Consider the following 18,075-nt stretch of genomic DNA (forward strand, 5'->3'; position numbering starts at 1 on the left):
GCGCGAGAGTGGTTCTAACTATAGGCAGGAAATGGATTGAAAGCATGCTTAAGCGTTCGATAAAGCAGCGGGCAGGATGGTGGCTGACACTGGGTGCGATCCTGGTCGTGCCGGTTTGGCTCTGTGCCGATGAGCCGATCGATGAAGAAACCTTGCTACGCAGTCAGCAGCGTGAGCAGTTTCTTCATGCCGAGCTGCGGATTGGCTCGACCAACCGGGCGCAAGCCGAACAATGGCTTGAGCAACTGGCCGACTATCCATTGCAACCTTATCTGGAGCAACGCTGGTTGGAAGGGCGCTTATCGGCCAGTGATGCCATTGAGCGCTTTTTAACCCGCTATCAGGGCACGCCGATGGACTGGCCGCTGCGCAAGCGCTGGCTGCTGTATCTGGCGCAGCGTCGCTCGGCTGAGCTGTTTTTAGCCAATTACCGGCCTACCCAGGATGCCGAGCTGCACTGTCACGCACTGCGGTTTCGGCTGGAAAAAGAAGCGCCGGCACAGATTTGGCCGGAGGTGCGTGAGCTCTGGACGGTCGGGGTATCGCAACCCAGAGCCTGCGATCCCCTGTTTACCCGCTGGCGTGATGCCGGTCAGATGACCCCTGAGGTGATCTGGCAGCGGGTTGGCAAGGTAGCCGATGGCGGTCAGGCCAATTTATTGCCTTATTTGCGCGGCCTGATGCCGGCGCGAGATCAGTACCTGGTGGACTTATGGATCCGGGCCAGGCGCAACCCGGCCGTGGTGGCACAGAGCAATTTTTTCCCCCGTCGTGACCCACGTGAGCGCGAAGTATTGGCTTATGGCCTGCGCCGCTTGATCTGGCGTAATCCGGATCAGGCACTGAGCACCTGGCAGCGTTTTGCCGAGGACCCGCATTTTACCGAAACCCAGCGGCAGATGGTGATCCGTGCTTTTGCGGTGGCCCTGGCAAGCCGGGGGGATGAACGAGCCGATGCCTGGATGGTGCAGGTACCGGTCGAGCACATGGATGATACCCTGGCGCACTGGCGTATCGCCCACGTGCTGAAACAGCAAGACTGGCCGCGAGTGCAACAACTGATTGAAAGCATGCCGGCCGAATTGCAACAAAGTGCCGCCTGGCAGTACTGGCTGGCACGGGCGCTGGAGCAACAGGGCCAGCAAACGCAGGCCGATGTGTTGTGGCGTGCGCTGGCGCAGCGGCGTAACTACTACGGTTTTATGGCGGCATCCCGTTTGGGCTTGCCTCCCAGCTTATCGCACCGGCCAGTGCCGGTAACCGATGGTGAAGTGGCTGATCTGGGTGGGCACCCTTCGGTGCAGCGTGCGCAGGAGTGGCTGGCACTGGGGCGGATGACGGAAGCGCGGCGCGAATGGAATCATTTACAGCGCACGGCCGATGAGCAGACCAAGCTGGCTTCCGCCCGCTTAGCGGCGCAGATGCAATGGTATGAGCGGTCGATTTTCTCCCTGGCCGATGTGGGTTTTTGGGATGATATTGAACTGCGCTTTCCATTGGCCTTTAAAGAAGAGATGGCGGAATTTGCCGGCAAAGCAGAGGTGGACCCGGCCTGGGCCATGGCGATTACCCGGCGTGAAAGCTCCTTTATGGTGGATGCCAACTCACCGGTTGGCGCCCGCGGCCTGATGCAGATTATGCCGGATACCGCCAATTACATTGCCCGCCAGCCGGTGCAGCTGGGCCAGTTGTACAACCCGATCACCAATATCGACTATGGCACCAACTACCTGAATTACCTGATGCGCCGTAACGATGGCAACCTGCTGATTGCGACTGCATCTTACAATGCCGGTTATGGCCGGGTTCGGCAGTGGATCCCGAAAGATGAGGCTGTGCCGGCGGATATCTGGATTGAAACCATTCCGTTTCGCGAAACCCGCGAGTACGTCAAAGCGGTTATGGCGTATTATCAGATTTACAATATCCGGATGGATCAACCGGTGGATGTGTTTGCCCCCTTAGTGGGGATGCGGATTGGGCAGGCCAAGGATTGATGCTATCATAAGGCATTGTATTTACGTCGCGACAACACAGGAAGAAGAGTGCTATGACGGTAATTGATCCTGCAAGCTACGCCAGCCACATTCAGGTTTTGCAACAACGAACCCGCCAATTGCTGGAGCGGGAAAACCTGGATGGATTGGTGATTCACTCCGGCCAGACCAAGCGCAAATTTCTCGATGACATGGATTATCCGTTTAAAGCCAACCCGCATTTTAAAGCCTGGTTGCCGGTGGTGGATAACCCGCACTGCTGGTTGCAGGTCGATGGTGTCAATAAGCCGAAATTGATTTTTTACCGGCCAAAAGATTTCTGGCACAAAGTACCGGATGTGCCGGGCGATTTTTGGGCCGAGCATTTTGATATCCAGCTGCTGGAGAAAGCGAATCAGGTTGAGCAATTGCTGCCGTACGATAAAGAGCGGCTGGCGTATTTAGGTGAGTACCTGGAAGTTGCTCAGGCGCTCGGCTTTAGTGAAATCAACCCGGAGCCGGTACTGAACTTTCTGCATTATCACCGGGCCTATAAAACCGAGTACGAGTTGCAGTGCCTGCGCCAGGCCAACCGCATGGCGGTGGCGGGTCACCGGGCCGCTAAAGCCGCGTTTTATGCCGGCGGCTCTGAGTTTGATATTCAGTTGGCCTACCTGGCGGCTGTTGGTCAGACGGAAAACGAAGTGCCTTACGGTAACATCGTGGCGCTAAATCAACACTGCGCTATCCTGCACTACACGGCGCTGGAGCGGCAAAAGCCAGCCCAGCATCACAGTTTTCTGATCGATGCCGGGGCCGAGTTTCATGGCTATGCCGCCGATATCACCCGCACCTATAGTTTTGATCGCGGCCACGAGTTTGCTGAGCTGATCAAACGGGTCGATGCCATTACCTTGCAGATGGTCGATGGCTTAAAGCCTGGCATCAAATACAGCGAGCTGCATTTGCAAACGCATCGGTTAATTGCTGAAGTGCTGGCGGATTTTGATTTTGTCCGTCTTGGAGCTGATGCCATGGTAGAGCAGCAGATCACCCAGGCTTTCTTCCCGCATGGTTTGGGGCATCATCTTGGCTTGCAGGTGCACGATGTCGGTGGTTTTATGCTGGATGAGCGCGGCACCCATCTGCCGCCACCAGAGCAGCATCCGTTTCTACGCTGCACCCGCTTGATTGAACCTTCGATGGTTTATACCATTGAGCCTGGTTTGTATTTTATCGAATCCTTATTGGATGAGCTGCCAGCTGCTCAGAAAAAGCTGCTAAACTGGGATAAAATTCAGGCATTTAAGCCTTTTGGTGGCATCCGGATCGAAGACAATGTCATCGTGCACCGGGAGCGCAATGAAAATATGACCAGGGAGCTGCAGCTGGATTAACCAGCCGGCAGCCATCTGGCGCACAGCGCCAGTTCGGGGAATTATGCAATATCGCTCCATTATCCGTATTCTGGGGTTACTGGTTGCTGTGTTCAGCGTCAGCATGCTGCCACCGGCCCTGGTATCGCTCTGGTATCAGGACGGTGCTGGTGTCCCTTTTTTGCTGTCCTTTATTATTTGTGTCACGGCTGGCCTGCTGATCTGGTACCCCAACCGCAGTTATCAGCGCGATCTGAAAGTACGGGACGGCTTTTTGATTGTGGTGATGTTTTGGTTGGTGCTGGGGGCTGTAGGTACCTTACCGCTGTACTTATCGCCGGAAACCGGCATGAACCTGGCCGATGCCACCTTTGAAGCCTTTTCCGGCCTTACTACCACCGGCGCTACTGTGCTAACCGGCATTGAAACCCTGCCAAAAGCTATTTTGTTTTACCGCCAGCAATTGCAGTGGCTGGGCGGCATGGGCATCATCGTTCTGGCGGTGGCTATTCTGCCGATGCTGGGGGTTGGCGGCATGCAGCTGTACAAGGCCGAAACGCCTGGCCCGGTGAAAGACAACAAAGTCACACCGCGCATTGCCGATACCGCTAAGCACCTGTGGCTGATTTATGTGACACTGACCCTGGCGTGTGCGCTGGCATACCGGCTGGCCGGCATGAACTGGTTTGATGCGGTTGGCCATTCGTTTTCTACCGTCGCCATAGGCGGCTTTTCTACCTACGATGCCAGCATTGGTCACTTTAACAGCAGTGCCATCAACATTATTTGTGTGGTGTTTTTGTTGCTAAGTGCACTAAATTACCCGCTGCATTTTGCGGCCATCCGCGGCAAAAACATTCTGACCTACTGGCGTGATCCTGAGCTGCGGGCCTTTTTGTTTATTCAGGGCTCGCTGGTCGTGCTGATTTTTATTGGTTTGCTGCGCAGCCAGGTGTATGACACCACCTGGGAAGCCTTTGATCATGGTCTGTTTCAGGCCGTTTCTATATCCACCACAGCGGGCTTTGCCACCGGCGGCTTTGCTTACTGGCCTTTGTATTTGCCGATTCTGTTGATCTTCTCCAGCTTTATTGGTGGCTGCGCCGGTTCTACCGGGGGCGGTATGAAAGTGGTGCGGGTGTTATTGCTGTTCTTGCAAGGCAAGCGTGAACTGAACCGGCTGGTGCATCCACGGGCCATCTACAGCATTAAGCTGGGGCGACGGGCGGTGCCGGATCGGGTGGTGGAAGCGGTCTGGGGCTTTTTCGCCGCTTATGCGCTGGTGTTTGTGATTATTATGCTGCTGCTGATTATGACCGGGCTGGATAATATGACGGCTTTTACCGCCACCGCTGCCTGCCTGAACAACCTGGGGCCGGGTCTTGGCGAAGTGGCTTCGCATTACGGCGAGCTGGCAGATATCAGCAAGTATTTGCTGGTGCTGGCGATGGTATTCGGCCGGCTGGAGATATTCACCTTGCTGGTGCTCTTTACCCCGGCTTTTTGGAAAAACTAACCACTAAATGAATATTGCACTGACCTGGAACAGCTTTTCCACTTCGCTGATGTGCTTTTTATCCACTAAAAACAGGATAATGTGATCGTCGGTCTGAATGGGGATATGATCGTGGGCAATGATGACTTCATCACCGCGCACTATCGCCCCGATGGTAGCACCCGGCGGCAGCTTAATATCACCAATGGCGCGGCCAACCACTTTGGAAGTGGTTTCATCACCATGGGCAATGGCCTCGATGGCTTCAGCAGCACCACGGCGCAGCGAGTGCACATTAACGATATCGCCACGGCGAATGTGGGTTAGCAGGGCCGAAATAGTCGCTTGCTGCGGGGAGACCGCGATATCGACTTCACCCCCTTGCAGCAAGTCGACGTAAGCGCCGCGTTTGATCAGCACAATGGTTTTCTGTGCGCCCATCCGCTTGGCCAGCATGGCCGACATAATATTGGCTTCATCGTCGTTGGTAACGGCAATAAACACATCGATTTGTTCGATATTCTCTTCTTCCAGCAATTCAGGATCAGAGATATCGCCGACATAGACCAGGGTATTGTCCAGCATGCCGGACAGAAATTCGGCCCGCTCTTTGCTGCGCTCAATCAGTTTCACGCTGTAATTGTTTTCCAGCGCCCGTGCCAGGCCGTAGCCTACGTTACCGCCACCGGCAATCATAATACGGCGATAGCTGCTTTCCAGCTTTTGCAGTTCGCTCATCACCACCCGGATATGTTTGGTTGCAGCGACAAAAAACACTTCGTCATCGGCTTCAATCACGGTGGTGCCGAGCGGTTTGATCGAGGTGCCACGGCGATAAATGGCAGCGACCCGGGCATCAATATTGGGCATATGCACTTTCAAGGTGGATAGGGCGTGGCCCACCAGCATACCGCCATAATAGGCCCGCAAGCCAACCAGACTTACTTTGCCCTGGGCAAACTCCACCACCTGCAAAGCGCCCGGGTAATCAATCAGCCGGCGGATGTAATCGGTGACCAGAGTTTCCGGGGCAATAAAGTGATCCACCGGCATGTCTTCACGGCGAAACAATTGATCGCGGTACTTCAGGTATTGATTGCTGCGGATGCGGGCAATTTTAAGCGGAGTATGAAAAATACTGTAAGCGACCTGGCAAGCTACGATATTGACTTCATCACTGCTGGTTACGGCTACCAGCATATCGGCATCTTCAGCGCCGGCTTTTTTCAGGATGTCCGGATGGGCGCCATAGCCATGAATGACCTGCAGGTCGAAGCGATCCTGCAATAACCGCAGTTTCTCCATATTGGTATCAACCACGGTGATTTCATTCATTTCCCCGACCAGATTTTCTGCCAGGGTTCCGCCGACCTGTCCTGCACCAAGAATGATGATTTTCATGAAGTTTGTTCTGCCTCGAGCTGTTTCATCACTTTAGCATAGAAAAAGCCATCCATCTGCTGCTGGCCGGGCAGGATTTGCCAGCCCGTCGCTGTCCCATGGATCGGCAGCAAGATAGTATCCGGAGTTTGTTGCAAAAAGTGATCGATCTGCTGTTGGTTTTCTCGGCTGAACACGCTGCAGGTGGCGTAGAGCAAGATGCCGCCGGGTTTAAGTAGCGGCCACAGCTGCTGCAGCATCCTGGCCTGTATGCCAGCCAGGGCTGTGATGTCACTGGCTTTACGCAGCCAGCGAATATCGGGATGGCGACGAATGACGCCACTTGCCGAGCAGGGCGCATCCAGTAAAATCCGGTCAAAGGGCTCGCCATCCCACCACTGGTCTGGCTCACTGGCGTCCGCAGCCTGCACCTCGGCCTGGTGCTGTAATCGTGCCAGGTTGGCATGGACTCGCTCTAACCGGCTGGCATCGACATCCAGCGCCAGCACTCTGGCAGAAGGAGCCAGTTCCAGCAGGTGGCTGGTTTTTCCGCCCGGGGCACAACAGGCATCCAGCACGCGCTGGCCATTGGCCGGCTCCAGCAAATGAGCGGCATACTGGGCGGCTGCATCTTGCACGGCAAACCAGCCTTGCTGATAGCCGGGCAGGCTGGTGATATCACGGGCCTGCTCCAGCAAAATCGCCTCCGGCAGGTCAGCCAGCGGCTGTTGCCAGCCAATATCAGCCGCACTCAGTGCGGCGGTAAAGTCAGTGATGGCAACTTGCTGTTGATTGACCCTGAGCCAAAGCGGGGCTTTTTGTTGGTTGGCCAGTAAGATGTCGGGCCATTGCTGCGGGTAGTCCTGTTGCAGCTGCTGCACCAGCCAGCCTGGATGGCTGTAGCGTATGGCCGGCGGTTGCTGTTCAAACTGCAACAGCTCTGGCCGGCGCTGCACGGATCGTAGTACGCCGTTGATCAGGCCGGTCATGGACTTGCCTTTCAGCTCCCGGGCTCCATCCACCGTTTCGCTGATGGCGGCATGATCCGGAATGCGCAGCCAGTGCAGCTGATAAATCCCCACATACAGCAAAAATTGCAGTGGCCTGAGCTTTTTTACCAGTGGCTTATCCATCAGTTGGCGACAGACATGATCCAACTGAGCCAGATGGCGCAGTACACCAAAGCAGAGCTCTTGCAACAGGGCCTGATCTTTATTGTCCTGCAGTTGTTGTTGCGCTTTGGGTAGTACTTCGGACAGGGAGCGCCCCAGATCGACCACCTGATAGCAAGATTGCGCTGCCAGCGCACGCAGATTAACCGGCATTGTTTGCTTGGGTCTTGGCGGCCTGGATCAGACTGCCGGGCTGGAACCAGTCGGCGCGGCCATTGATAAAGTCGGCGATCGCCATCGGTTTCTTGCCGGCAGGTTGTAGTTTGGTGATAACCAATACATGCTCAGCGGTGGCAATCTTCAGGCCCTGTCGGTTCAGCGCCAGAATCTGGCCCGGTGTGGCTTGCTCTATCGCAGGCTCTACCTGTGCGGCCAACACCTTGATGCGGTGTTCGCCGTGAGCCAGCACACTGACGGGCCAGGGATTAAAAGCGCGAATTTCCCGCTCTAACTGGGCAGCTGTTTTTTGGAAATCCAGTTCAGCTTCTTCTTTGCTCAGCTTGGCCGCATAGCAAGCCAGGCGCTCATCCTGGACTTCGGCCTGATCTTGTAAGGTTGGCAGATCATTCAGAGCCTGCACCAGGGCATCCGGGCCAAGTTCTGCCAGTTTCTGATACAAACTGGCGCTGGTATCTGCATCCGTAATGGCGCAGGTCACTTTGCTCAGCATAGCACCGGTATCCAAACCTTTATCCATTTGCATAATGGTGATACCGGTTTGATGATCACCGGCCCAAATCGCCCGTTGAATCGGCGCTGCACCACGCCAGCGTGGCAGCAAGGAACCGTGGACATTGATGCAACCAAGGCGCGGGGTGTCCAGCACCGCTTGTGGCAGCAACAAACCGTAGGCCACGACAACCATCACATCGGCATTGAGCTCTGCCAGCTGCTGTTGTGCCGCCGGATCTTTGAAATTGGCGGGTTGAAAGACCGGCAGTTGATGCTGTTGTGCCAGTTGTTTCACCGGGCTGGCAGTCAGTTGCTGGCCGCGGCCGGCCGGGCGGTCTGGTTGCGTATAGACGGCCAGCAGCTGATGGCTGCTGTTTAGCAGCGCTTTCAGATGCTCGGCAGCGAAGTCAGGGGTGCCAGCAAAAACAATACGAAGAGGAGCGGTCACAATCTATCCTGTGTTAAAGGGCGTGGCGGGCAGCCAGCCGGGCTTCTTTTTCCAGCTTTTTGCGGATCCGATCCCGTTTTAACGGCGACAGGTAATCAATAAAAAGTTTACCCAGCAAATGATCCAGCTCATGTTGAATGCAAATAGCCAGCAGGCCATCGGCTTGCAGCTCGAACCAGTCGCCATTGGCATTTTGTGCTTTGACGGTAACTTCAGCGGCCCGCTCAACCTGAGCGTAGCTGTTTGGCACCGACAGGCAGCCTTCTTCGTAAGTGGTGTCACCGCTTTTGGCGATAATTTCCGGGTTTATCAGCACCAAAGGCTCATCACGTTGCTCAGATACATCAATTACCACCACCCGAACATGACGATCGACTTGCGTTGCCGCCAGACCGATGCCATTCTCATCGTACATGGTTTCCAGCATGTCGTTGACAAGCTGCTGAATTTCAGGGGTAATCTCGGCAACCGGTTTGGCAACGGTTCGCAGTCTGTCGTCGGGGAAATGCAACACTCGAAGTACGCTCATAGGCTCCACAAATACTATGCTTAAAGGAAATAACTGTGCTAAGGTCTAATTTTAGCCATTAATGTGCACAATGAACAGCTTCGTCTGTCATAATTACAACAAGATCACGCTGGGGATGCTGGCATGTTAAAACCTGTCCTTCACTTTTTAGCGCTATGCGCTTTTTGCTTTGCTGTAACGGCTGCTGCTGATGTGCTGCAGGTGCGCGAGGATGCACCGGAGCGCTATGTGGTAAAAAAGGGCGATACCCTCTGGGATATTTCTGCTATTTACCTCAGCCAGCCCTGGCGTTGGCCACAGTTGTGGCGGATGAACCCACAAATAGAAAACCCGCATTTGATTTTTCCTGGTGATGTATTGCGGCTGATTTATGATGCCGATGGCCGGCCGATGCTGGTGCGGGATGACCGGGTGCGTCGGTTATCGCCGCACACCCGGGTGACAGACACCCGACCGGATGCCATTACCACGGTACCGCTGGCAATGATTCGGCCATTTTTAAGCCATGACCAGTTGCTCAGTGCTGCTGAGCTGGAAGGCAAGCCTTACATTCTGGGTGCCAGTAGCAATGTCAAAAATGCAACAGAAGGGCACATTCTGTACGCAAGAGGGGAGCTGGAGCCGGGCAAAGGCTATGCCATTTACCGCAAAGGGCGTCCCTATGTCGATCCGGATACCGGGGATAACCTGGGCTATGCGATGACCCTGGTGGCGACCAGTCGGGCATTCCGCGCTGGCAGCAATGAACGGAGTGAGCCTGCATCGCTGCATATTCTGGATGTAAAACGTGAAATACGGCAAGGTGACATTGTGCTGCCCGCTATTGATGGTGAGTCTTTGCCGGCGTATTTCCACATGGCACGGCCGGAGCAGGCGATTGATGGCTTGATTATTGAAACAACCTCCAAGCTGCGTGAATTTTCGAAGTGGGATATTGTAATCATTAACCGTGGTACGAACGATCAGTTAAAGCCAGGCCATATGCTGGATATTGTGCGGCCATCGCCGACTGTGGTGGATAGCCGCAATGGCCAGCCGGTGTACCTGGAAGACTCAAGCCGTTACCAGCGCCTGGCCAGCAACTTTGGCCATGAACAAATCAAAATGCCACGGGAAAGAGTGGGGCATTTAATGGTGTTCAAGGTGACTGAGCGAGCCAGCTTCGCGATTGTGACCGATACCTATCGCCCGGTGCGGGTTGGTGATCATATCGTTAGCCCTTAGATCTATGTTCAGCTAAATACTTAATACACAGGATGCTATCATGGATGATAGGCTCAATTACCTGGTGCTGGCTCAGGCTGGCATCAATGGTTACCATCTGCAGCGGCTGGCACCGTACTGCTCCCTTATGGAGTTGTGCCGCCAGCCTGCCAGCACCTTGCGCCAATTAGGCCTGACTGAACGCCAGGCCATGGCGATACAAAAACCAGACACCAGGTTCATGCAGCAAGCCGAACAATGGCTGCGTCAAAGTGACCTCCATCACCTGATTGGCTTTGAGGATGTGCGTTATCCTGCGCTGCTCAAACAAATTCGTCAGCCACCGATTTTATTGTTTGTCGCAGGCAATGCTGCATTACTTAGTCAGCCGCAAATGGCCATTGTAGGTAGCCGTCAGCCAAGCCCTACCGGTAAACAAACCGCGTATCAGTTTGCTGCTGAGCTGGTACGGCAGGGCTATGTGATCACCAGTGGCATGGCCCGTGGCATCGATAGTTGCGCTCATCAGGGTGCGTTATCGGTCGATGGGCCCACCATCGCCGTGCTGGGGCATGGTTTATCCCGTATCTACCCTAAATCCAATCAGGCGTTAGCTGCCCAGATTATGCAGCAGGGTGCTTTGGTGTCTGAGTATTTCCCGGAGATAGAAGCAAGGCCGGCGCACTTTCCGCAGCGAAACCGCATAGTGGTGGGGTTGTCGCGGGGCACTCTGGTGGTAGAGGCGGCGTTAAAAAGTGGCTCTCTGATTAGTGCGCATTTGGCGGTTGAAGCCAACCGGGATGTGTTTGCTATTCCTGGCTCTATTTATCATCCGCAATCTGCCGGCTGCCATGCTTTGATCCAGCAAGGCGCTAAATTAACCACTTGCGTCGCCGATATTTTGGAGGAATGGACTTTTTTCGCAAAATCAGGTCTAAAACAACAGCAAAGTGAAAAAAATTCAACGCCGGACTTGTTCGATGACACTTTGTTAGCTAACGTAGGAGATGAAGCTACTGCGGTTGATCAGATCGCAGAACGGTCTCAGCTGTCGGTGGCGGACACGACCATTGCTTTGCTGCAGCTTGAGCTGGCAGGTCTGGTGGCAGTAGTGCCTGGTGGCTACATCAGAGTGAGGAGTACCTAAGTATGTTTGATATCCTCGTTTACCTGTTCGAAAACTACATCCACAATGAATCGGAAATTTATGCTGATCGCGCCGACCTGACCAAAGAGCTCAGTCTGGCCGGTTTTCATGATGACGATATTTTCCGGGCCTTGCAGTGGCTCGACAGTCTCTCCAAACTGCAGGAAAGCCATGTAAAACCTTATCTGACAAAGTTGACGGTCAGTTCTGTCCGTATTTACACGGTGGAAGAGAGCCGCAAGCTGGATGCGCAGTGTCGTGGTTTTCTGATGTTCCTGGAGCAAATCAATGTGCTGGATGCCAGCACCCGCGAGATGGTGTTGGATCGAGTGATGGACCTCGATGGTCAGAGCATTTGCCTGGACGACCTGAAATGGGTGGTGTTGATGGTGCTGTTCAATGTACCCGGCCGGGAATGTGCCTATGCCCAGATGGAAGATCTGATCTTTGATGAGCCGGATGGTCAGTTGCATTGATACGGACAGTTCTGTTGGGTCGGGCCTGAGGTTATGGCATACTGGCTGCCTTCGTTTCAAGTTGGTAGCCTGAGCCATGACATCGCACCCCGATCCGCTGTTCAAACTGCCTCAGCACCAGGGCGAATGTCCTTTATGCCAACATCCACTGCTGATCAAATCCGGCAAAAACGGCCCTTTTATGGGTTGCAGCAATTACCCGACTTGCCATTACCTCAAACCATTGCACGAGCATGAGCACAGTGTAGTCAAAGTATTACCGCATGAGCCTTGCCCGAGCTGTGGACAACCACTGGCGGTAAAAAATGGCCGTTATGGTATGTTTATCGGCTGTAGCAATTACCCGACGTGTGACTTTGTGGTCCATGAAGAGGCCATGCAAACCGAGCAGTTCGACTGCCCGGCTTGCAACAAAGGCCAGTTGGTAGAGCGGATTAGTAAATACGGCAAGCACTTTTATGGCTGCAACCGTTACCCCAAATGCAAGTTTTTACTGAATGAGCAGCCTGTTACCGGCCGCTGTCAGTGTTGCGGCTACCCACTATTGGTGCGTAAGCAAACCGCAAAAGGCGACAAGTTGCTCTGCGCTGACAAAAACTGTCAGGCCGAGCAGCCGTCTCTGCCTAGCTAATACGGCTTTGCATTTGTGCCAGTTCCGGGAAGTCGTCTGCTGGCAACAAGGTCATTAGCTGGGAAAAGCGTCGTCTCAGCTCATCGGTCGAATCCGCAGCCAGGTTGATATGGCCCATTTTCCGGCCAGGCCGTGGCGCTTTGCCGTACCAGTGCAGGTGCAGGCCAGGTATACCCAATACACTATCAGGCAGCTGATCCAGCCCCAGAATGTTGACCATCAGGGTCGGACGCATCAAGGCAGTATCACCCAGCGGAAGGTCGCAAACCGCACGGATGTGATTGGCGAACTGACTGGTATCTGCACCTTGCTGGCTCCAGTGACCGGAATTATGCACCCGTGGTGCGAGTTCATTGACCAGCAGACGTTCGCCAACGGCAAAAAACTCAATCGCCAGTACACCGACATAATCCAGTTCATTGGCAATAGCCTGAAACATGCGCTCTGCCTGAGCCTGCAGTGGATGGGACGAGTGTGGTAGTGACACACTGAGTACACCATTGACATGATGGTTCTCGGTCAGTGGGTAATAGACACATTGACCATCTTTGCCCCGGGCACCGATCAGAGAGACTTCATAATCAAAGGGAATAAATTGTTCGGCTACAATGCCTTGTTTGGCTTTTTTTGAGGCTTGCTTCAAAAATTGCGCTATGTCAGCCCAGACCGCATCCAGTTGCTCCATCTGCTTTACGCGCCATTGTCCTTTGCCATCATAGCCCTCAAGTGCACTTTTCAGTACCAGAGGCAGGCCAAGTTGCTCTACCGCCGCTTCCAGCTCGGCTTTGCTGTGGATTTCCGCGTAAGCGGCACTGGCGACTCCAGCTTGTTGCAGTAGAGCTTTCTCAATACGGCGATCCCCACCGGATAGAATGGCGCGACTGCCAGGCAGGAACTTCCCACTTTGCTCACAAGGTTCCAGCACCGCCTGGGGAATATGTTCAAACTCAGCGGTCACTACATCGGCATCACGCAGCGCTTGTTGCAGACCTTCACCCAACACCTGTTGATTGATCGGGTCGACAATCTGATCACTGCGTACATCAAAGGCCTGTACTTCAATATTCAGCGGGATAGCTTCTAGTGCCATCATTCTGGCCAGTTGGCCAGCACCAAGAACCAGTACCCGCATCAGGAGAGCTCCGACGGATCAGGCTGGCTTAACACCGTATCAGTTTGCTGCTGGCGGAAAGCGTCAATTTTTTTCATCAGTGCCGGGTCTTGGGTTGCCAGTACCTGGGCCGCAAGCAGACCGGCATTGGCAGCACCGGCATCGCCAATGGCCAGGGTTCCTACTGCTACACCTTTGGGCATTTGCACGATGGAAAGCAGCGAGTCGATCCCTTTCAGTGCTTTGGACTGCACTGGCACACCCAGCACGGGCAAGCTGGTAAAGGCGGCAGTCATCCCTGGCAGGTGGGCTGCACCGCCAGCACCGGCAATAATCACTTTCAGGCCACGTTTTGCGGCGCCGGAAGCATAATCGGCCAACAGTTGTGGTGTGCGATGGGCAGAGACCACCTTGGTTTCGTAGGCGATGCCAAAATGATCCAGCATATCAGCCGCATGCTTCATGGTCGGCCAGTCCGACGTCGAGCCCATGATAATCCCAACCAGCATTGGTATTTCCTTCTGAATAGAATGAAGTGAGTACGCGAAAGCGCTATTATAGCGACAACTGACCCTGAATTAAATTTTTACTGAAATGACTATGGCTGAAATTGTATCAACTCAGGCGGCTGTCGAGCTGATTCAGGCCGGCGAAGTGATTGCCTACCCAACCGAGGCGGTATTTGGCCTTGGCTGCGATCCACAAAATGAAGCTGCCGTTATGCGGTTGCTGGAGATTAAAAAAAGACCGGTAGAAAAAGGGTTGATTTTAATTGCAGCCGATTACTCGCAGTTGCTGCCCTTTGTCGATGACGGTGCTATTCCGCTGGAGCGACGGGCTGAAATCTTCTCCAGCTGGCCGGGTCATATTAGCTGGGTGTTGCCGGCCAGTGCTCAGGCACCGGCCTGGATCACCGGGCAGCATTCGAGCATTGCGGTGCGGGTCAGCTCCCATCCGGTGGTGCGTGAGTTGTGTCAGACGCTGGCGATGCCACTGGTTTCCACCAGCGCTAACCGGGCCGGTGATCCGGCACTGACCGACAGCGCTGAAGTGTTGCGGCAATTAGGTGATGGTATTGCTGCACTGGTTGCTGGTGACTTGGGTGGTGCTGCCCAACCCAGCCCGATCCGCGATGCCATGAGTGGCCAGGTTTTAAGGAGTTAAGATGATAACTAGCAGTCAGCAGCAACTGGCCGAAGTACAAGGCTTTTTACAGCAATTGCAGGATAGCATCTGTCAAGCATTGCAGCAGGCCGATGGCAAAGCCCATTTTGTCGAGGATGCATGGCAGCGCGCTGAAGGTGGTGGTGGTCGCAGTCGGGTGCTGACAGGCGGCGCTGTGTTTGAGCAGGCAGGGGTTAATTACTCGCATGTCTATGGTGCCCAGATGCCAGCTTCGGCGACGGCACACCGGCCAGAACTGGCCGGGCGCAGTTTTCATGCCTGTGGTGTGTCACTGGTTATTCACCCGAACAATCCTTATCTGCCAACCACCCATGCCAATGTGCGCTTTTTTATTGCCGAAAAAGCGGGTGAGCCACCGGTCTGGTGGTTCGGTGGTGGTTTTGATCTGACACCTTTTTATCCCTTCGAAGACGATGTGGTGCATTGGCATCAGGTTGCTAAGGCGGCGGTCGAGCCGTTCGGAGCGGAGTATTATCCGTGCTACAAGAAATGGTGCGATGATTATTTTTACTTAAAGCACCGGGGTGAAACCCGGGGTGTCGGTGGTTTGTTTTTTGACGATTTGAATGAGCCTGGCTTTGAGCAAAGCTTTGCGCTGATGCGTGCAGTCGGAGAGGCCTTTTTGCCTGCTTACCTGCCACTGGTAAAGCGGCGCAAAGATATGTCTTATGGCGAGCGCGAGCGGCAGTTTCAGCTGTACCGCCGCGGCCGCTATGTGGAATTTAATCTGGTGTTTGATCGCGGTACTTTGTTTGGTTTGCAAAGCGGTGGCCGTACCGAGTCCATTTTAATGTCGATGCCACCGCTGGTGCGTTGGCAATACGGCTTCCAGCCAGAGCCTGGCAGCCCGGAAGCCGCTTTGTACGAGCGTTATCTTAAGCCACAAGACTGGCTTGGGATTAGGTCAACAGGCCCTAACAATTAATCATATGGCTCGCCAGTTGCCCCAGCGACTGGCGCAACCCTTCGCGCAACATTGGCTGCTCAACGACTTCGTCCAGCGCCTGGTTCATGCAAAACATCCACTGATCGCGTAGCTGTTGATTGACGGTAAAAGGCAGGTGGCGGGCGCGCAGCCTGGGGTGGCCGTATTTTTCTTCAAACAGGGCGGGGCCGCCCAGCCAACCGGATAAGAACTCAAAAAACTTTTGCCGAATCGCATCCAAAGGTTGGGGGTGAATGGCCAACAGCTCACGCGCCTCTGGTGCCGTTTCCATCACATCGTAAAAGCGATTGGCCAGGCGGCGGACTGCGGCTTCTCCACCTAAGATGGTATAAGGTGTTTGCTCCGGGGTTGGGTGTTCTGGCTGGCGCTCAGGTTGTTTTTTATGAAATACTTGCTGCAGGATTTGTTTGATGGACATGAAAGTGGACCGTTACGCTGTATTTGGACATCCGATTGCGCATTCTAAGTCGCCGCTTATTCATGCGCTCTTTGCACAGCAATGTGCCGAGGCCATGCAGTACGAGGCGATTTTAGCACCGCTGGATGGCTTTGCCGAGAGCTGGCAAGCTTTTGTTGCCGCCGGTGGCTGTGGTGGCAATGTGACGGTTCCTTTTAAAGAGCAGGCCTTCGCTGTGGCGGAGCAATTGACCGAGCGGGCGGCGCAGGCTGGTGCCGTCAATACCTTGTACTTTGATCAGCACGGCCAACTGTGTGGCGACAACACCGATGGTGCTGGTCTGGTACAGGATTTGTTGCGGCTTGAAGCACCGCTAAAAGATCAGCAGGTATTGCTGCTTGGCGCTGGTGGCGCCAGTCGCGGCGTAATTGGGCCTTTGCTGCAAGCCGGTGTTGCATCCATTACCATCGCCAATCGAACCGCCGCCAAAGCGCAATTGTTGGCAGAACACTTTGGTAGTAAGGTGTCTGGCTGTGCTTTAACGGAAATTCCACCAGCGGCTTATTCTTTGGTGATCAATGCCACCTCGTCCGGTTTGTCGGGAGAGCGGCCAGCGATTGCAGCGGAAGCACTGAAGGGCTGCACCTTTGCCTATGACATGCTCTATGGCAAGGAGCCGACCGCCTTTTTGCGCTGGTGTGCACAGCAAGGGGTGGCACGTCAGGCAGATGGGCTGGGTATGCTGGTCGGGCAGGCAGCAGAAGCCTTTCGCATCTGGCGTGGTAAAACACCTGCGACTGAGCCAGTAATCGCCGCATTAAAAAAGGCGCTGGCATGAATCAACAGCTGATCTTTAATCATGATTTTGTGTTCAACGCTGCGCAGGATGCCGTCAGCTTTAGCTGCTTATTGGCAGGGCTTCGCTTGACCGGCTTTATTGCCAGGCCCAGTGAGGTATCGGCTGATGCCTGGCTTAAGCAAGTAAAAGCGGCTGCCTTTGATTGGGAAGACGTGGCCGAGCAGGCGCTTACCGAGGAGTGCTGGAATGAAGCCGGCGAGTTCTGGCTGCCGGCTCCTGTAAAATACTAAGCCTGCTCTGCCAGATACTCATCTTTTAATAACACATAATTTTTAGCGGATGCAGCTAAGAAGGCGCGCTCAGCTTCCGTTAACGGGCGGGCTTGCTTAACCGGGCTGCCAACGTACAGATAGCCAGATTGCAGGGTCTTTCCCGGTGGTACCAGGCTGCCAGCACCAATGATCACATCATCTTCTACTACCGCATCGTCCATCACTATTGCGCCCATGCCCACCAGGATCCGATTGCCAAGGATGCAACCATGCAGCATGCACTTGTGGCCAACAGTCACATCCTCACCAATAATAAGCGGTGAGCCTTCGGGTTTGCCTGGGCTGGTACGGGTGACATGCAGCACGGTGCCATCCTGCACATTGGTGCGGGCACCAATGCGAATGCGATTGACATCGCCGCGGGCCGCCACCAGTGGCCAGATGCTAACATCTGCTGCCAGCTGCACATCGCCAACAATAACGGCAGATGGATCAATATAAACACTGTGGTCAAAGCTTGGGCTGATGTCGCGGTATGAGCGAGTTGTCATGATAAATCCTCCTATGCTGCATTAGTATGCAACAGCTGTCGTTAAAATGCCCGTAACGGGCGAACTTTAAGCGAACAGTATTGAAAACAGCTATTTTAACCAATAACTGCTTGCAAGGCAGTAAAAGCTCCCTATAATGCCGACCCACGCCAGCAGGACAGCGAACAAGCGCTCTGCAGCGGGATGAAAAAAGTGCGGTAAATGCTGAGATTCAGCCTTGACAGCGCGTTTTAAATCCCTAAAATGGCGCCCTCGCTTAGAGATGAGCCTAAAGCTCTCAAAAAGCGATGCGAAGTGAAGCGGTTTGCT

The 18,075-nt window shown here is 54.3% G+C and carries 20 protein-coding genes; 11 read left to right on the forward strand and 9 right to left on the reverse strand.

Annotated features, from left to right (window positions below):
* Window positions 1–44: 44 nt before the first annotated feature.
* From QWY20_RS14735 to QWY20_RS14745, 3 genes are read left to right on the forward strand one after another with little or no spacing between them, the layout of a single operon-like run.
* On the forward strand, window positions 45–1,997 hold the full coding sequence (locus QWY20_RS14735; protein ID WP_330129760.1) for a transglycosylase SLT domain-containing protein: 1,953 nt from the start codon (window positions 45–47) through the stop codon (window positions 1,995–1,997).
* 53 nt (window positions 1,998–2,050) lie between these two features.
* Window positions 2,051–3,373 carry a Xaa-Pro dipeptidase gene (gene pepQ / locus QWY20_RS14740; RefSeq protein WP_330129761.1) on the forward strand — a complete coding sequence of 441 codons (1,323 nt, stop codon included), beginning with the start codon at window positions 2,051–2,053 and terminating at the stop codon, window positions 3,371–3,373.
* Between the two features lie 43 nt (window positions 3,374–3,416).
* The gene (locus QWY20_RS14745; RefSeq protein WP_330129762.1) at window positions 3,417–4,868 is read left to right on the forward strand and encodes a TrkH family potassium uptake protein; all 1,452 of its coding nucleotides are present in this window, start codon (window positions 3,417–3,419) and stop codon (window positions 4,866–4,868) included.
* A 3-nt stretch (window positions 4,869–4,871) separates the two neighbouring features.
* On the opposite strand, the gene trkA is transcribed toward QWY20_RS14745, so the two are convergent.
* Genes trkA through def form a run of 4 tightly spaced genes read right to left on the reverse strand, consistent with a single transcriptional unit; the run spans window position 4,872 to window position 9,048 of the window.
* Entirely contained in the window at window positions 4,872–6,248 is a 1,377-nt protein-coding gene (trkA, locus tag QWY20_RS14750; protein WP_330129763.1) for a Trk system potassium transporter TrkA, read from the reverse strand.
* A complete protein-coding gene (rsmB, locus tag QWY20_RS14755; RefSeq protein WP_330129764.1) occupies window positions 6,245–7,552 on the reverse strand; it encodes a 16S rRNA (cytosine(967)-C(5))-methyltransferase RsmB in 1,308 nt (435 codons plus the stop codon). The genes trkA and rsmB overlap by 4 nt, the downstream gene beginning before the upstream one ends.
* Entirely contained in the window at window positions 7,542–8,519 is a 978-nt protein-coding gene (gene fmt, locus QWY20_RS14760; RefSeq protein ID WP_330129765.1) for a methionyl-tRNA formyltransferase, read from the reverse strand. The genes rsmB and fmt overlap by 11 nt, the downstream gene beginning before the upstream one ends.
* Before the next feature lie 13 nt (window positions 8,520–8,532).
* Entirely contained in the window at window positions 8,533–9,048 is a 516-nt protein-coding gene (gene def, locus QWY20_RS14765) for a peptide deformylase (protein ID WP_330129766.1), read from the reverse strand.
* A 123-nt stretch (window positions 9,049–9,171) separates the two neighbouring features.
* On the opposite strand from def, the gene QWY20_RS14770 reads away from it, so the two are divergent.
* From QWY20_RS14770 to QWY20_RS14785, 4 genes are all read left to right on the forward strand, one after another.
* Window positions 9,172–10,272, forward strand: coding sequence for a LysM peptidoglycan-binding domain-containing protein (locus tag QWY20_RS14770; protein ID WP_330129767.1), 1,101 nt, complete (start codon window positions 9,172–9,174; stop codon window positions 10,270–10,272).
* 40 nt (window positions 10,273–10,312) lie between these two features.
* A complete protein-coding gene (dprA, locus tag QWY20_RS14775) occupies window positions 10,313–11,398 on the forward strand; it encodes a DNA-processing protein DprA (protein ID WP_330129768.1) in 1,086 nt (361 codons plus the stop codon).
* A 2-nt stretch (window positions 11,399–11,400) separates the two neighbouring features.
* Entirely contained in the window at window positions 11,401–11,874 is a 474-nt protein-coding gene (locus QWY20_RS14780; RefSeq protein WP_330129769.1) for a DUF494 family protein, read from the forward strand.
* A 76-nt stretch (window positions 11,875–11,950) separates the two neighbouring features.
* Entirely contained in the window at window positions 11,951–12,505 is a 555-nt protein-coding gene (locus tag QWY20_RS14785) for a DNA topoisomerase family protein (protein WP_330129770.1), read from the forward strand.
* On the opposite strand, the gene QWY20_RS14790 is transcribed toward QWY20_RS14785, so the two are convergent.
* Both QWY20_RS14790 and purE read right to left on the reverse strand, forming a co-directional pair.
* The gene (locus tag QWY20_RS14790) at window positions 12,498–13,637 is read right to left on the reverse strand and encodes a 5-(carboxyamino)imidazole ribonucleotide synthase (RefSeq protein WP_330129771.1); all 1,140 of its coding nucleotides are present in this window, start codon (window positions 13,635–13,637) and stop codon (window positions 12,498–12,500) included. The two genes, QWY20_RS14785 and QWY20_RS14790, sit on opposite strands and share 8 nt — an antisense overlap.
* On the reverse strand, window positions 13,637–14,125 hold the full coding sequence (gene purE / locus QWY20_RS14795; protein WP_330129772.1) for a 5-(carboxyamino)imidazole ribonucleotide mutase: 489 nt from the start codon (window positions 14,123–14,125) through the stop codon (window positions 13,637–13,639). The genes QWY20_RS14790 and purE overlap by 1 nt, the downstream gene beginning before the upstream one ends.
* 91 nt (window positions 14,126–14,216) lie before the next feature.
* On the opposite strand from purE, the gene QWY20_RS14800 reads away from it, so the two are divergent.
* Together QWY20_RS14800 and hemF are read left to right on the forward strand one after the other, a co-directional pair.
* Window positions 14,217–14,780, forward strand: a complete 564-nt coding sequence (locus QWY20_RS14800) for a Sua5/YciO/YrdC/YwlC family protein (protein WP_330129773.1) — start codon at window positions 14,217–14,219, stop codon at window positions 14,778–14,780.
* A 1-nt stretch (window position 14,781) separates the two neighbouring features.
* Window positions 14,782–15,726 (forward strand): oxygen-dependent coproporphyrinogen oxidase, encoded by a 945-nt coding sequence (gene hemF, locus QWY20_RS14805; protein ID WP_330129774.1) that lies wholly within the window; start codon window positions 14,782–14,784, stop codon window positions 15,724–15,726.
* On the opposite strand, the gene QWY20_RS14810 is transcribed toward hemF, so the two are convergent.
* Complete coding sequence (locus tag QWY20_RS14810; protein ID WP_407935435.1) at window positions 15,716–16,165, reverse strand: group II truncated hemoglobin; 450 nt, start codon at window positions 16,163–16,165, stop codon at window positions 15,716–15,718. The genes hemF and QWY20_RS14810 overlap by 11 nt on opposite strands.
* Here QWY20_RS14810 and aroE point away from each other — a divergent pair.
* Window positions 16,164–16,982: a shikimate dehydrogenase gene (aroE, locus tag QWY20_RS14815; RefSeq protein ID WP_407935436.1), complete on the forward strand. Its 819-nt coding sequence runs from the start codon at window positions 16,164–16,166 to the stop codon at window positions 16,980–16,982. The two genes, QWY20_RS14810 and aroE, sit on opposite strands and share 2 nt — an antisense overlap.
* Window positions 16,979–17,233, forward strand: coding sequence for a DUF1488 domain-containing protein (locus QWY20_RS14820; protein ID WP_330129776.1), 255 nt, complete (start codon window positions 16,979–16,981; stop codon window positions 17,231–17,233). Before aroE ends, QWY20_RS14820 begins: the two co-directional genes overlap by 4 nt.
* Here the strand turns inward: QWY20_RS14820 and QWY20_RS14825 are convergent.
* Both QWY20_RS14825 and QWY20_RS14830 read right to left on the reverse strand, forming a co-directional pair.
* Window positions 17,230–17,766, reverse strand: a complete 537-nt coding sequence (locus tag QWY20_RS14825) for a gamma carbonic anhydrase family protein (protein WP_330129777.1) — start codon at window positions 17,764–17,766, stop codon at window positions 17,230–17,232. The two genes, QWY20_RS14820 and QWY20_RS14825, sit on opposite strands and share 4 nt — an antisense overlap.
* A 90-nt stretch (window positions 17,767–17,856) precedes the next feature.
* A partial coding sequence (locus QWY20_RS14830; protein ID WP_330129778.1) for a hypothetical protein occupies window positions 17,857–18,075 on the reverse strand: 219 nt, incomplete at its 5' end.

It is taken from the genome of Alkalimonas cellulosilytica, from assembly GCF_036325985.1.
Classification (GTDB): domain Bacteria; phylum Pseudomonadota; class Gammaproteobacteria; order Enterobacterales; family Alteromonadaceae; genus Alkalimonas; species Alkalimonas cellulosilytica.